Annotated in this window: 12 protein-coding genes; 7 read left to right on the top strand and 5 right to left on the bottom strand. The window is 45.8% G+C overall.

What is annotated here, in order from left to right; translation table 11 throughout:
- Positions 1 to 140 precede the first annotated feature (140 nt).
- A complete protein-coding gene (locus BGK61_RS18510; protein ID WP_076011605.1) occupies positions 141 to 857 on the top strand; it encodes a YitT family protein in 717 nt (238 codons plus the stop codon).
- A gap of 359 nt (positions 858 to 1,216) precedes the next feature.
- Here the strand turns inward: BGK61_RS18510 and alr are convergent, their stop codons facing one another.
- A complete protein-coding gene (alr, locus tag BGK61_RS18505; protein ID WP_076011604.1) occupies positions 1,217 to 2,293 on the bottom strand; it encodes an alanine racemase in 1,077 nt (358 codons plus the stop codon).
- A gap of 189 nt (positions 2,294 to 2,482) precedes the next feature.
- On the opposite strand from alr, the gene murQ reads away from it, so the two are divergent.
- Both murQ and BGK61_RS18495 read left to right on the top strand, forming a co-directional pair.
- Complete coding sequence (gene murQ, locus BGK61_RS18500; protein ID WP_076011603.1) at positions 2,483 to 3,478, top strand: N-acetylmuramic acid 6-phosphate etherase; 996 nt, start codon at positions 2,483 to 2,485, stop codon at positions 3,476 to 3,478.
- Positions 3,479 to 3,754: 276 nt separating this feature from the next.
- Positions 3,755 to 5,092, top strand: coding sequence for an exo-beta-N-acetylmuramidase NamZ family protein (locus BGK61_RS18495; protein WP_459166495.1), 1,338 nt, complete (start codon positions 3,755 to 3,757; stop codon positions 5,090 to 5,092).
- A 169-nt stretch (positions 5,093 to 5,261) separates the two neighbouring features.
- Here the strand turns inward: BGK61_RS18495 and BGK61_RS18490 are convergent, their stop codons facing one another.
- A complete protein-coding gene (locus BGK61_RS18490; protein WP_076011601.1) occupies positions 5,262 to 6,332 on the bottom strand; it encodes a mechanosensitive ion channel family protein in 1,071 nt (356 codons plus the stop codon).
- 22 nt (positions 6,333 to 6,354) lie between these two features.
- Positions 6,355 to 8,328 (bottom strand): glycoside hydrolase family 3 N-terminal domain-containing protein, encoded by a 1,974-nt coding sequence (locus BGK61_RS18485; RefSeq protein ID WP_234349467.1) that lies wholly within the window; start codon positions 8,326 to 8,328, stop codon positions 6,355 to 6,357.
- Between the two features lie 265 nt (positions 8,329 to 8,593).
- On the opposite strand from BGK61_RS18485, the gene BGK61_RS18480 reads away from it, so the two are divergent.
- From BGK61_RS18480 to BGK61_RS19845, 3 genes are all read left to right on the top strand, one after another.
- Positions 8,594 to 9,970, top strand: coding sequence for a Na+/H+ antiporter NhaC family protein (locus tag BGK61_RS18480; protein ID WP_014997186.1), 1,377 nt, complete (start codon positions 8,594 to 8,596; stop codon positions 9,968 to 9,970).
- A gap of 77 nt (positions 9,971 to 10,047) precedes the next feature.
- On the top strand, positions 10,048 to 11,766 hold the full coding sequence (gene ggt / locus BGK61_RS18475) for a gamma-glutamyltransferase (protein WP_076011599.1): 1,719 nt from the start codon (positions 10,048 to 10,050) through the stop codon (positions 11,764 to 11,766).
- Positions 11,767 to 11,833: 67 nt separating this feature from the next.
- Positions 11,834 to 11,965 carry a hypothetical protein gene (locus tag BGK61_RS19845; protein WP_267889365.1) on the top strand — a complete coding sequence of 44 codons (132 nt, stop codon included), beginning with the start codon at positions 11,834 to 11,836 and terminating at the stop codon, positions 11,963 to 11,965.
- Positions 11,966 to 12,000: 35 nt separating this feature from the next.
- Here the strand turns inward: BGK61_RS19845 and BGK61_RS18470 are convergent, their stop codons facing one another.
- Positions 12,001 to 12,471 (bottom strand): LabA-like NYN domain-containing protein, encoded by a 471-nt coding sequence (locus tag BGK61_RS18470; RefSeq protein WP_014997184.1) that lies wholly within the window; start codon positions 12,469 to 12,471, stop codon positions 12,001 to 12,003.
- Between the two features lie 77 nt (positions 12,472 to 12,548).
- Between BGK61_RS18470 and BGK61_RS18465 the strand changes: the two genes are divergently transcribed.
- Positions 12,549 to 13,271: a PepSY domain-containing protein gene (locus BGK61_RS18465; RefSeq protein WP_076011598.1), complete on the top strand. Its 723-nt coding sequence runs from the start codon at positions 12,549 to 12,551 to the stop codon at positions 13,269 to 13,271.
- Between the two features lie 90 nt (positions 13,272 to 13,361).
- Here BGK61_RS18465 and BGK61_RS18460 read toward each other — a convergent pair whose 3' ends face one another.
- Positions 13,362 to 13,781, bottom strand: coding sequence for a VOC family protein (locus BGK61_RS18460; protein WP_076011597.1), 420 nt, complete (start codon positions 13,779 to 13,781; stop codon positions 13,362 to 13,364).

The following is a 13,781-nucleotide window of genomic DNA, read 5'->3' as shown; positions in this document are numbered from 1 at the left end:
ATTCACTGGTGCGCTAAAAGTCGTAAAGGCAAACTTACCTTCTGCCAATTATCGCGGTCAGTTAACTTTTCATCTCGCTGTAACCGACTGTGTTGTAAACGTATAATTACGCTGTGTCTTCTTAACGCAAACTTTTTCCTATGCAAAAAACAAAACACAGTGTCATCGAGGATGTTTTTGCCCTGATAAGCGCCGGCTTGTTTGTTGCTTTTGGCGTATATTTATTTCAGTCTCAAGATTTAATGGTAGGCGGCGCGGCAGGTTTAGCGCTGCTGGGAACTTATGCCGTGGATATGGATTTCGGCGTGTTATTCTTCTTGATTAACTTACCGTTCTACACGCTGGCGTGGACGCAAATTAGCAAGCGTTTCACGATCAACACTTTTATTTCTGTGACAACGGTCTCTGTACTAACTGAGCAAATTCCTGCGTTTGTAGATATTAGCCACGTGAACCCTATCTTCGCTGCAGTTTTTGGCGGTATTTTGATTGGGGTGGGAATGCTAATGATGTTTCGCCATAGTTCTAGCCTTGGCGGCGTGGGCATCATGGCATTCTACTTACAGCAGCGCTTCAATATCAGAGCAGGCACTTTCCAGTTAACAGTAGATAGCTGCATTTTACTTAGCGCTTTACTTTTCATTGAGTGGCCCTTGGTACTTATCTCTATTTTAGCGGCGTTCTGTTTGAATATGGTTATTTCTTTGAACCATAGACCAGAACGATATTTTCCAGGAGAGGGCGAAGCTGCATCAAAAAAAGATGAAGTGAAACGAGCAGAAAACCAACCTGACAGCGCGCTAGACAACAACTTAAATAGCGCCTTAGACAGCGAGCTTCGCGCACAAAACGGCTAACTTAAACGTTTCCTACTTTTTGCGATGCAACAAATGAAAAGCCCGGTTAGGCACAACCTAACCGGGCTTTCTTGTATCTCTTATTTGTATCCCTAGACGCCTACAACAAACCTATTGCTTCTTCTGAACAGGCCTTGACGGTCGACTTACTACTCCACGATTCACTCTTGGACGAGAAAACGAAGTACGCATACAAACCTCACTTATGAGTTGTTGCTCAGTACAGTTGGAGGCGAAACATTCACCGCAATCCCGCAACCAAGCCAACACAGTATAGGCTTAAATTAGGGGTAAAAGTCTCATTCTTTTGATGAATAGTGCTTCATTAAAAGTTATATAGTGTTGGCAGCCATTGAAAACTAAAGATATTTTACAATGCGAGGTACCCGTTGAGATACGCGGGTCATTAATTCGTAGTCGATGGTGTCTGCATTATCTGCCACTTCCTGAATTGAGATGTTCTGCCCCCAGAGCTCAACTTCATCGCCCACAGCTACGTTGTCGATATGGGTAACATCTATGGTGATCATGTCCATAGAGACCCGGCCAGCCAAGTAGGCACGCTTACCTCGAATCATTACGGGCGTACCGTTTTTACAGTGTCTTGGATAACCATCGGCGTAGCCAATGCCTACGGTAGCAATTTTGCTTGGCTGGCTTGCTACCCAAGTTTGACCGTACCCAATGCCTTCGCCAGCCGCTACTGTTCTAACAGCGAGTACACTAGAGCGAAGTGTCATGGCTGGGTAGATTTCAACATCAACATTTTGCGTTGTAGATACGGCGCCGCCATACACACCTACGCCTAAACGGTTCCAGGCATTTCGACTAGCAGGCCAATTAACTGTAGCGGGCGAGTTAGCTACGCTGGTCGGCAATCCTAACTTATCAACAACTTGCGTAAATGCCGCCAATTGCGATTTGGTAAAGCTATTATCAACATCGTCCGCACAAGCAAAATGGGTAGCAATTACCGTTTGTTCGCTCAATAAGTGGCGATATCTACTAGTAATACTTTCAATATCAGAAAGAGCAAAACCCAAACGGTGCATACCGCTGTCTACTTTAAGCCAAATGTGCGGGCGTTTTTGTTCAGGACACTGCTCTAACCAAGCAAGCTGTTCTTCGCAATGCATTACCAATATGCAATTGTGCTGAAAAGCCATTTGGCATTCTTTTGCCTGATGCGCGCCTTCCAACACAACTATAGGCGCGCTAATTCCTGCGTCGCGAAGCGCAATGGCCTCTTCGATAATCGCCACAGCAAAACGCGAAGATACATGCTGAAGAATACGCGCAACGTTTACTGCTCCATGACCATAGGCATCAGCTTTTACCACCGCCATTGACTGGCTTGATGGCGCTAAAGCAGCAAGGGCTTTGAAGTTATGTAGAAGGGCGTCAGCATGAATGATAGCTTGCGTTTGTCGGCTCACAGAAAAACACGTTCCTTAAATGTTTAATGGTATGAACATAGAAAGACAAAGTGTACCACGATAAGTGCATTTGGGGCGCGGGATTAATATTGAAAAAGCTACCGTCTAGCGCGTGGTTTCTTATACCATAAAATACCGTTATGCTTTGCGCATCCTGGTTATCACAATTTCGTTGCCTCAAGGTTTTTCATGTCTTCGCACAATTCATCTACTTCAAAGTCGCCATCAGATATTCATACTGACACAAAAGCCGCGGGTAAAAAGCCCACCGTTAATGAGTTAGCCCAGTCACTAAATAAAATTGTGTCAGAGGGCAGAAACCCAGATACCTTGGATATAGACACGCTTACTACCGAAGGCATTCTTACACGTATTAACAACGAAGATGCAAAAGTTGCAAACGCAGTTGCCCAGCAAATACCACAAATAGCAAAGGCGGTGGATGCAGCAACGAATAGCATAAAAAGCGGTGGTAGACTTATTTATGTAGGCGCGGGAACTAGCGGCAGGCTGGGTATTTTAGATGCGGTTGAATGCAGACCTACATTTAGCGTACCTGATGAACTTGTCGTTGGCGTGATAGCAGGCGGAGAAAAAGCCATTCAGCACGCCGTAGAAGGCGCTGAAGATGACTTTGACGCGGGGCGCACTGATCTTGAAAACCTTGCCCTTCACAAAAACGATACGGTAGTTGGCATTTCAGCAAGTGGTCGTACGCCCTATGTAAGTGGGGCACTGGAATATGCCCATTCGCTGGGCTGCTTTACGGGGGCAATAGCGTGCAGCCCTAACGCCGCTATTTTCACAAATGCTGATGTAGCCATATGCCCTATTGTTGGTCCAGAAGCGCTGACCGGCAGTACGCGCATGAAGTCGGGCACTGCACAAAAGCTAGTTTTGAATATGATTAGCACCAGCACCATGATTAGATTGGGGAAAACCTATCAAAACTTAATGGTAGACGTGAACGCCACCAATGAAAAACTAAAAGCCCGTGCTCTTCGCATTGTTATGCAGGCTACCGAATGTAGTGAAGACGTTGCTTTAGCCGCGCTTAGGGCGTGCAACAACAAAGCGAAAGTGGCTATTTTGATGGTATTAACAGGGCAAACTGCCGAGCAGGCCGCCGCTCAGCTAGACGCTAACGGTGGGTATTTACGCACTGCGGTAAACGAAAGCAAATAATTACGGTGTATTACTATTTTGAAAGTTGTCAGCCCAGTAAAAACAGATAAGACTTTTAGACGCGCTATACCGAGGGCGTGTTTTATCGTGCTTTCTTCCCTAATAGTTTGTCTGACCCTCGCAAGCTGTTCAACAACGAACTTGTCTACTCATGTATATACAAGCCCAAATAATGACGCCAGCGCTCGCCCCCCTACTGTCGATACAGAGCAGTCTTACCCAAGTTCTGAACAGGTCGCTGTAGGCGCTGAGCGGATAATTTTGGGCGCAGAGCGGATGATTTTAGGCGCTGAGCGGATGATTGTAGGCGCTCAGCGCTATGCAAACTACCTACCTTTGTTAGAAGGAAAGCGGGTTAGTTTAGTGGTTAATCAGAGCGCGTTGGTTGCCTTCGATAACATTATGACTCCCGCCCCCTCTCCAACGCCTGCACTTAAGGAGGGAGGCGCTAGTAAGGGCTCGACAACGCATTTGAATGAAAACGATGCAGATAAACGCTACCGCCACCTGCTTGATGCCTTATTACACCGCAATGTGAATGTGGTGAGTGTGATGTCACCTGAGCACGGATTTAGGGGGGATAGAGGCGCAGGCGAAAAAATAAATAGCGATGTTGACGCGCAGACGGGCTTGCCGATTCATTCTCTTTACGGCGCCACTAAAAAGCCAACGCCTGACATGCTGCAAGGTGTGGATGTCATAATCTTCGACATTCAGGATGTGGGCGTACGTTTTTACACGTATTTAAGTACCTTACACTATGTGATGGAAGCAGCGTTTGCGAAAGGCATTCACGTTATTGTGCTCGATCGGCCAAACCCTAACGGCAGCTATGTTGACGGCCCAGTGCTAAAGTTAGAATTTTCGTCTTTTATAGGAAAGCACCCTATTCCTGTATTACACGGTATGACCTTGGGCGAACTTGCGCAAATGATGGTGGGAGAGCAGTGGCTGGATATTGATGCAAACAGTTATGACAATGCCAAGCTGACTGTAGTGCCCATGAAGAATTATAAACGCGACACACCGTATTCGCTGCCAGTAGCGCCAAGCCCCAATTTACCCAATGACTTGTCGATACGTCTTTACCCTACCCTGTGTTTTTTTGAAGGCACTGATGTGAGTATAGGTCGCGGCACGGACTTTCCTTTTCAGCTGATTGGTCACCCTGAGGTAAAGTTTGGCAATACCCCAATTCAGGTAAAAGCGAATAGTGCAGCCCCTCACCCTAAACATGAAAATTCGATACTGCAGGCAAGCGTACTTGCTCAAGCCGATTTTACAACTCCGGAGCTTACAGGCGCTGAAGTTAGCAAACCAGATACCTCTAACGCAAAGGTAGCAGAAAAAGGATTCTCATCCATTCGCGGTTTAGATGTCGCAACATTGTTAGACGCGTATTCTCGTTTTTCACAATACAATGACCGCGCACGCATTAATGACATGGCTGAAGAAATCTTCTTTACCCGGCCTGAGTTCTTCGACAAATTGGCCGGAACTGATGAGTTAAGAGCTCAAATTCAGGCGGATAAAACACCTGCAGAAATTAAACAAAGCTGGCAACAGGATTTAGATATCTTCAAGAAGAAAAGAAAAACCTATCTTCTATACTAGGACATTTATTGAGGCTAGCCCTGACTCATTTGCGTAGATATTTGGAGAAGCCTCACACCGGAGAGTGGAAAAATTTTTTGGAAGTTGGAGTCACAAACCCAACCCGTTAGTAACCACTCACATACAACATAAAACTCTATTTAAAAAGAAATTTAGAAGTTAGCAACTACTAACCTTCTTCTGTTTTAGTTTGTACTAGCGTGGCAAGCTGAGATTCGGCAGTAGCTTTTTGATGCTTAAGCTTCTCTTTAACATCACCATCACTGTCTGCGATTTTTGCATCGATATCTGCAATAGTCTGCATTAGTGTTTCCTTGCTTTTCTCTTTCTGTTCAGCTTCTTCTGCCTTGTCAAAAATAACGTCCTCTGGTGTTGACTCCTCTTGAGAGGTTTTGCCTGGTGATTTAGCAATCATTTTCAAACCATCCGGCTGAGGACGTTGATTCATGAAGCTTGGCGAAACAATTTCAATATCGGCATTGTGCAATGCGTCCAACACAGCTTTGTGAAGCCGTGAACGAGCACTTAATAAGCTTTTCACTTCAGTAAGTAAACCTGAAATGCGGTAGCTTACTGAAAAGTCACCTAACCCAATAACCTGTACAAAGGGTTCTGTCAGCTCTGCATTCTCTGCCGCAATAAGCAGATGCTTTTCAATGACACTGTGGTGAAGATCATAGCCTAAACTAATGTCCACACTCACAATTGCACCAGAAGCGCGGGTAACTGTAACGGGCGAGTTCACCATCAAGGTATTGGCAAACGCTATGAGTTCTCTGCTCTCGGTTTGCAATTCAACATCAAGTAGGCCCATTTCGGTAACACGTCCGCTGTAACCTTCTACCTTAATGAAGTCACCCACTTTAAATGGGCGATTTACACGAAGCACGATACCCGCCATTAAATTGCCTACCATTGTGGTGGAAGAAAACGCAATTACACCTGAAATTAATACCCCAATAAGCGCAATAACCTGATTGCGTGTGCTTTCACTCACCGGTAAAGCCATCGCAATTACTACCGCGCCTATGATAGTAAGCACCAACATGCCTACTTGACGAGGTAATTTCTGTTCACTGGTAAGATGGCTTTGCTTGGCCAACAACAGGTAGTGCAGCGCGGTAAGGGTACCGATCACTAACACCACGGCAATAAGGAGTGGTGCAAAAGGTAGAAGCGCATTTAGAACAGTATCTATAAATGGTACTTGCGCTGAGCCTAATGAGTTTTCTGTGTCCACCTTGCTTCCTTTTTATTTATTATCATTTTTGCTTTAATGACACGGGTGAGCGCCCTTCTGCAAGTGCGCTACCGGTTAGTATGTCAGCCAATGCGTTTAAACTATAACTTGTAACTTGCTGATTTTCTTCATTGCCTTGAGCATTTACGCTAACTGCGTAATTGAACGTAGCAATAGCAATGTCTGCAAACGCTTCCACCTTATTTGCGTCATAGGGCATACGCAATGGTGCAAAAACCACGGTTTTATTTTGTGCCTTCGCCGCCACCATAACCTTTTTGCTAAAGACCATTACCTCAGACTCACTGGCGCGGCGCTTTACATGCTCTGGTAAATCAAACCCACCTAGTTCGTAATTTGCATGGAGCGGGCTAATATTGCCAACCACAAGCACATCAGCTTGTTTTAATAAGTTCATCGCTAATTGGGTTTTCGGCAACGCGGTTAACGGCAAACACGCAAACTCTAAAGGCTTATCCGCAGCTTTACGTTTAGAACGAGTAAGTGCACTCTCAAATGCCAAACACCTTGCCGCATCCGGCATTAGTGCCAACCAACGCGTTGACGTTATCGGTAACTTTTCCTTGCCAAAAAGTAGCGAAACCGATGCTCTAGAAAGCGCTTTCTCTATTTGAATTCCTCTGTTTTTCAGGCTGTTAGCATTGACTACTGACGCGTTTTCTTTTGTTTCTTTAAGCCACCACGTTATCGGTTTAGAAGTAAAGTTTTGCAACGCAAATCTTTGTTTTGCCTTGATAATACGGTTATAAGATGATTTCAAGAAAGCGCTTTCCAAAATCGCATTGTTGGAACTATTTATTGGCTTTTCTGATGCGCCTTTAGCCATTCGCGTAGCAGCATTATCGAGGAAGTCTGCAAACGCTTTTATATCGGCGTAATTTCTTATGGTAAAAGGCATAAGCGCAACATCTGCTCCCGCGCTGAAAGCTCGAACCAAAGCTTCTTCGTTTGAGAAAAATTGCGAAATACCCGCCATGTCTAATGCGTCAGTAACGATGAGGCCTTGATAGCCCAATTGGTTGCGAAGCAAATTAGTTAATATTTTCTTCGACAACGTAGCAGGAACAATTTGCGGCTTTCCGTGTTTGTCTATTATCGTAGTGTCATCTAGTGACGGGTATTGAATGTGTGCACTCATTACCATTGCTGGCGGCGTTTCGCTATTAATAATATTAGCAAAAGGAAGAATGTCACCGGCCATAGCCTGCGTTTTAGTATGTGTTACCTGCGGCAAGCCACTATGGCTGTCTACATGTGTGTCACCATGGCCTGGGAAGTGTTTAATCGCCCCTATAACGCCCTCACTTTGCATGGCCCCCACAAATGCTTGTCCAAGTGCGGCCACCTGCTCAGGAGTTTCTGAAAAGCTGCGAACGTTTATAACTGGGTTCTTTGGCTCGCTATTTACATCAACTGAGGGCGCGAAATTAGTGTTAATTCCTAACGGTAGCAGTGTTTGACCGATGTGTGACGCAACGCTTTGGGCAAATGCACTGCCCCGCTGATAAAAGGTGGCGCCAATTGCCATGTTTCCCGCAAACGGCGAGAGCATATCCGAAGGTAACCTTGCAACTCGCCCCCCTTCTTGGTCGACAGCGATAAACAGCGGTTGCCGACCCGCTTTTACCATATGCTGCTGCATGGTGTAATTTAGTGTAATTAATTGCTCTGTGTTTAAAATATTCTCGGAAAACAAAATAACGCCACCAATATTGTTCGTACTTAGCACATTTAAAAGTGACGGCGGAATAACAGTCATGGGCGTGCGGCAGCGGGATGACGGCGTGTTGTCTTCACAGAAATAGCGAAAATCCAAAATGATTTTTTGGCCCAGCATGCTTTTTAATGCGCTAACAGTTTCGGCATCAACCTTTGTCTCAGCCGCTTTTGTCGTGCTCGTCTTCGAAGACTGTGCAGTTGCGAAAGCATTACCAGTAAACAAACAAGCACTGAACAATATGAATAGGCCTGACAAGATAGAACCCAGACCTAATTTGGAGGCACGCTTTTTATAAATAACTTGCTGGAATAACAATGTTTATCTAATCCTTGGTAACACGAAGCACAATACGGTACGCTAGCATAAATGAGAGAATTATGTTCGCCAACTTTGAACTGCAATTACACATTCTCTTGCGCGTTTTCTTACGCAACGACACATCTTTAGGGCATGCCCACCTTCGCTTCATGGCGAAGAACACGCGTCCTAGACACATATAAATTTAAGTTTGGATAGAAGTATGGATTGGATGTCAGTCATCCCCCCTCTTGTGGCTATTGCCGTCGTTTTTTGGAAGAAAGAAGTCATATTAGCGCTGGCCTTGGCCGTACTATGCGCAGAAACATTGATTCTGGTGAATGCCGATATCGCAACCAGCTATATGGCGCCGATTAATGCTATCGAGCGTGTGGTCGACACTGCAGCGAGTCCAGGTAACACAAGGGTGCTTATTTTCTCTGTGCTGGTAGGCGCGCTACTCGCATTTATCCGTGATTCCGGCGGCGTAACGGCAACGGTTAACTTTCTTGTGAACAAGGGCGTGGCTAAAAGCCGCAAACAAGTGGGCGGTTTAACCATGTTCACTGGTATAGCGGTATTTATTGAGTCGAACTTAAGCGTACTCACTGCTGGTATTTTTGCTCGAGGGCTATTTGATCGTTTTGGCATGAGCCGCGCGCGCTTAGCCTATATTATCGACTCCACTAGCGCGCCGGTTTGTATACTAATTCTTTTAAACGGCTGGGGTGCTTTTATACTCAGTCTTCTAGACGCGTATGAGCTTCCCGCTTCATCGGCTTCAATTCTCTGGGGCAGTGTGTTCTTTAACTTCTATGCTATCTTCACCTTACTTATTGTGGCCTACACTATTTCAGCTGACAAAGTGCACGGCCCAATGGCTGAAGAAGAAAAAGCCCTAACTCACGTAGAGGTAGACCAAACCACACAGCCAGCTACTAAAGCCCGGTTCATGTTGGTACCACTTATAGTGATGGTATTAAGCATGGTTGGTTTTATGTTCTGGACAGGCAACGGCGTATTATCTGAGGGTAGCGGAAGTAAATCTGTTCTTTATGCCACCGCCCTTGCCACCGCTATTGCTTACGGTTTGCTTTTAATCCACAAACGTTTTACCCACAAAGAAGCGGTAGAAATTGGTTTTAAAGGGATGGGTGAACTACTTCCACTGGTTACCATAGTGTTACTGTCGTTAACCTTAGGCAATAGCCTTAAGGTACTTGGAACAGGTGTATTTGTTGCGGGTATAGTAGGTGAATATCTTCCATTAGTGCTAATTGTGCCTATGTTATTTATCGCCGGCGCGATCATGTCGTTTACCACTGGCACCTCATGGGGCACCTTCGCCATACTTATCCCTATTGGTGTACCGCTTATTCAAAGCTTGGGGTTACCCCCAGCACTAGTGATTGGCGCAATATTAGGTGGTGGTATATTTGGCGATCACTGCTCGCCTATATCCGACACCACTGCCGTGTCTTCATTGGCCGCGGGTACTGACGTACTAACCCACGTTAAGACACAGTTTCCTTATGCCTTATTTGCAGGCGCACTTACGCTTATTGCCTATTTTGTAGCAAGTTTGGTTATGATTGGGTAACTCTGCTGAATTAAGCGTGATAGAAGCCAGTTATTCATAACAAGGTATTAGCAGCATCTATAGCAAGGAGTTTTGTAATGAAAAGACGGATAGCGAACGCCGGGTTCATCTCGGTGATAGTAGCATTTACATGGGTTGTGGCGGCGTGTACCCATGCCCCTAATAATACTGTTGATAGTGCGAGCAACCACACAGTTGGGCTTAGTCAGCAGGCGGTTGCTATGCCTGATAGCTACAGTGCCGATGCTGCTATGCAGGTTCTTCAAGAGGGAGGCAACGCGATTGATGCTGCTATTACGGCACAGTTTGTTCTGGCTGTAACGCTACCTGAAGCAGGCAATGTCGGTGGTGGTGGCTTTATGACAATAAAGTTTGAAGACAGTACCGACTTTCTTGATTACCGCGAAATGGCACCAGAAAATGCCCACCGCGACATGTACCTTGATGAGCAAGGCAACGTGAAGCCTCATGAGTCTTTGTTTGGCGCAAAGGCGTCAGGCATTCCCGGCACAGTAGCAGGCATGTGGGCCGCGCATAAGAAATACGGCACTTTAGAGTGGGATCGTTTGCTCGCGCCTGCGGTAGATTTAGCTGAACAGGGTTTTGTGGTTCACGAAAAACTGGCAAACAACATTGCTCATTACATTGAACGCGCAAAAGAAGCGGGTATTAACAACAACTTTAGCGAGTATTTTGCACACGCGAAAGCAGGCACTACGTTCAAACAGCCAGAACTGGCAAAGACCCTTAGAGCTATTCAGCAACAGGGCAAAGACGGCTTCTATAAAGGCGAGGTAGCGAAACATATTGTTGATTTTATGCAGCAAAATGGTGGTCTTATTACCTATGAAGATTTGCTGGCTTACAAAGCCGTGTGGCGCAAACCACTGCACTTAAACTGGCAAGGCTTTGAACTGGTGACCGCGCCTCCACCAAGTTCAGGTGGTGTTGCCGTTGCCCAGTGGATTGGCATGCTAGAAGCCTATGATTCAACGCACGATTTGCCGGCACAAAACAGCACTGAATATATTCACGTGATGTCGGAAATTGGTAAGCGTGTGTTTGCCGATCGCGCTGAATACATGGGCGATCCTGACTTTGTCAGCGTTCCGGTAAAAGCGCTCACTGATGCTGGTTACATCACTAAACGCGCGGCAGATATTCAACCCACCAGCATTTCTGATACACCAAGTGTTAAGCCTGGCTTAAAAGAAAGCGAAGATACAACCCACTTCTCTATTATGGACAGGTGGGGTAACGCCGTTGCCAATACAACCACTATCAACCTCACTTTTGGTAGTGGCGTTGTGGTAACTGGCGCTGGCTTTTTGTTGAATGATGAAATGGACGACTTTAGTGCCAAGCCTGGTGTACCAAACTTCTTTGGCGCAGTGGGTGGCGAGGCGAATGCTATTGAGCCTTACAAGCGTATGCTGTCTTCTATGACCCCAACGCTTGTTACCAAAAACGACCAGGTTGTTCTGGTAACCGGTTCTCCGGGCGGCACCACCATTATTTCTTCGGTAACCCAGTCGCTACTGAACGCGCTGCTTTACGACATGAGCGCTGAAGAAGCGGTAAACTCACCACGCTTTCATCACCAGCTATTGCCAAAAGACACCATTCGTATGCACGACGGCTTCGCAGAAGCAACAGTGAATGAGCTTAAAGCAATGGGCTACACCATTGATAACCGTCGCTTTGGTGATGTGCATTTAATCAAGCGCACTAAAGAGGGTGTAGAAGCCGCATCTGAAAAAAGCGGACGAGGTAAGAGTCTTGTCCAGCCTTATTAGCACAGCAGTATTAATGTAAGCCATATTAGGGTAAGCCGTATTTGCTCAGCCCTTTTAAGGCGAAGCAATGATGACTGAGAACTTATGGCTACTAGCTAAAGGGCTGATGGAAAACGTGGAACTTCAAGTGGTTTCAGTATTCATACAGCCCTTTTTCAGAGGGGATAGCTGTGGAGTATTCCACAGCTGGCCTATTTAAATATCGCATCAACTCTGGCGAAACTGCTAGTGTGTTTACAGCAACAATGCAGCGTCGATTGGAACATACTTAGACGCCACTTTTTGAACGCTTTCAGCAGTCAACGCCGGTACACCGTATACGGTTACCGTTTTTCCTTTCCCCTTAAGCGCGTTTACAAGAATATCGAAATCGCCGTCGCCCGATACCAGAATGACTTCGTCAACACCATCGGCATGCTCTAGCGCATCTACCGTAATGCCCACATCCCAGTCGCCTTTCGCTGAACCATCTGCACGTTGAATAAAAGGCTTTAATTTCACTTCAAACCCAATAGCACGAAGTATGTTTTGAAACTCGCGCTGCTTGCTGTCACCTCTGTCAATGGCGTACGCGAAGGCATGTGTTATGTCTAAGTTGTAGCTAAGTTCACGCCAAAACTGATTGTAATTAAAGTTGCGCTTATAAGCCTGACGGCAGGTGTAATAAACGTTTTGTACATCTACAAGCACTAATGCTTTCTTCAAAACCACACTCTTCTTCAGTTTACTCAATTGTTGTTTTCTGATGTTATAGCCTTTTAATAATAAGAACAAAATGTGTGATGATTAAATTTATGCGCAAGGCGCACAACTATTTGGGCTTAATTCTATTTATTCAAATTGGCCTATGGTTTTTAAGCGGCTTGGTTATGGCTTGGTTACCCATAGATGAAGTAAGAGGGAACCACTTAAAACACGCCATCAATACGTCGTGGCACAAAGTTACAGTTACCCCTTCCGACATTTTGCGCCGCCACAGCAGCACTGCGGTGCTATCACTCTCCCATCGCATAAATGAAGTAGGCCTTGCAGCGCCGGGCTCGCTCAATACAATTCCTGTTTATCGCGTGGTGGATGACAACGCTACCTATCGCTATAGCGCACTAACAGGTGAGCCTTTATTAGCACTACAAGAGAGCACTATTCGTGATGCGGCAACACAGCAATATGCAGGTAGTGGTGGTATCGCTAATGCAAAATTATTGGATGTATCACCTCAGGAAGTGAAAAATCTGCCAGCACCTTTGTGGCAGGTAAGCTTTAATGATGAGCTCAATACACGATTTTATATCGACCCAGACACCGGCAGTGTTCTGCGGGTTCGAACGGATACTTGGCGACTATTTGATTTCATGTGGATGCTTCACATCATGGACTACAAGGATAGAAGCAACTTTAATACGCCCTGGTTAATAGCATTATCCGGCAGTGCCTTTTTATTTACTTTAACTGGCGTTGTACTGCTATATAAGCGCTTTAAGCCTAAAAAAAGGAAAAAGCGCTAACCTAGGGCGTGTTAGTTTTTGATGTGCGACAAACTCCTTAAGCCTAGCGAGCTAAGCTTAAGGACTGGGACAAAGAATAAAAGGCCCTAATTATTGCGTAGCAAAAAGTTGAGAGATATCAGCAAACGCTTTGAACTCTAAGGCGTTGCCGAAAGGGTCTTTGAAGAACATGGTGGCTTGTTCGCCTGGCTTTCCTTTAAAACGAATGTAAGGTGCGATAACAAACTCGGTATCGGCAGCCTCTAATTTACTTGCCAGTGCTTGCCAATCGTCCATGGTTAGCACAACGCCAAAGTGCGGCACCGGCACAGCATGATCGTCTACCCCGTTATAGGCAGGCGGCGACGGCATAGCTTCTACGCAGTGCGTCACTAACTGGTGCCCGAAGAAGTTCCAGTCTATCCACTGAACATCACTGCGGCCTTTTTCACACCCTAACAACTCGCCGTAAAACGCCTCTGCGTCAGTTAAATTTGTGACCGGAATAGCAAGATGAAAGGGCTGAACCAT

Origin of the sequence: Alteromonas abrolhosensis (assembly GCF_001953635.1) — a bacterium.
Classification (GTDB): Bacteria; Pseudomonadota; Gammaproteobacteria; order Enterobacterales; family Alteromonadaceae; genus Alteromonas; species Alteromonas abrolhosensis.
This window is presented reverse-complemented; position numbering and strand designations above follow the sequence as displayed.

What these genes read in the sequence shown, in the direction of transcription:
- BGK61_RS18510 (WP_076011605.1), top strand. Translation starts at nt 141, where the DNA reads ATGCAAAAAACAAAACACAGTGTCATCGAGGATGTTTTTGCCCTGATA.
- murQ (WP_076011603.1), top strand. Translation starts at nt 2,483, where the DNA reads ATGTCTTCGCACAATTCATCTACTTCAAAGTCGCCATCAGATATTCAT.
- BGK61_RS18495 (WP_459166495.1), top strand. Translation starts at nt 3,755, where the DNA reads ATGATTTTAGGCGCTGAGCGGATGATTGTAGGCGCTCAGCGCTATGCA.
- BGK61_RS18480 (WP_014997186.1), top strand. Translation starts at nt 8,594, where the DNA reads ATGGATTGGATGTCAGTCATCCCCCCTCTTGTGGCTATTGCCGTCGTT.
- ggt (WP_076011599.1), top strand. Translation starts at nt 10,048, where the DNA reads ATGAAAAGACGGATAGCGAACGCCGGGTTCATCTCGGTGATAGTAGCA.
- BGK61_RS19845 (WP_267889365.1), top strand. Translation starts at nt 11,834, where the DNA reads ATGATGACTGAGAACTTATGGCTACTAGCTAAAGGGCTGATGGAAAAC.
- BGK61_RS18465 (WP_076011598.1), top strand. Translation starts at nt 12,549, where the DNA reads ATGATTAAATTTATGCGCAAGGCGCACAACTATTTGGGCTTAATTCTA.
- BGK61_RS18460 (WP_076011597.1), bottom strand. Translation starts at nt 13,781, where the DNA reads ATGGTTCAGCCCTTTCATCTTGCTATTCCGGTCACAAATTTAACTGAC.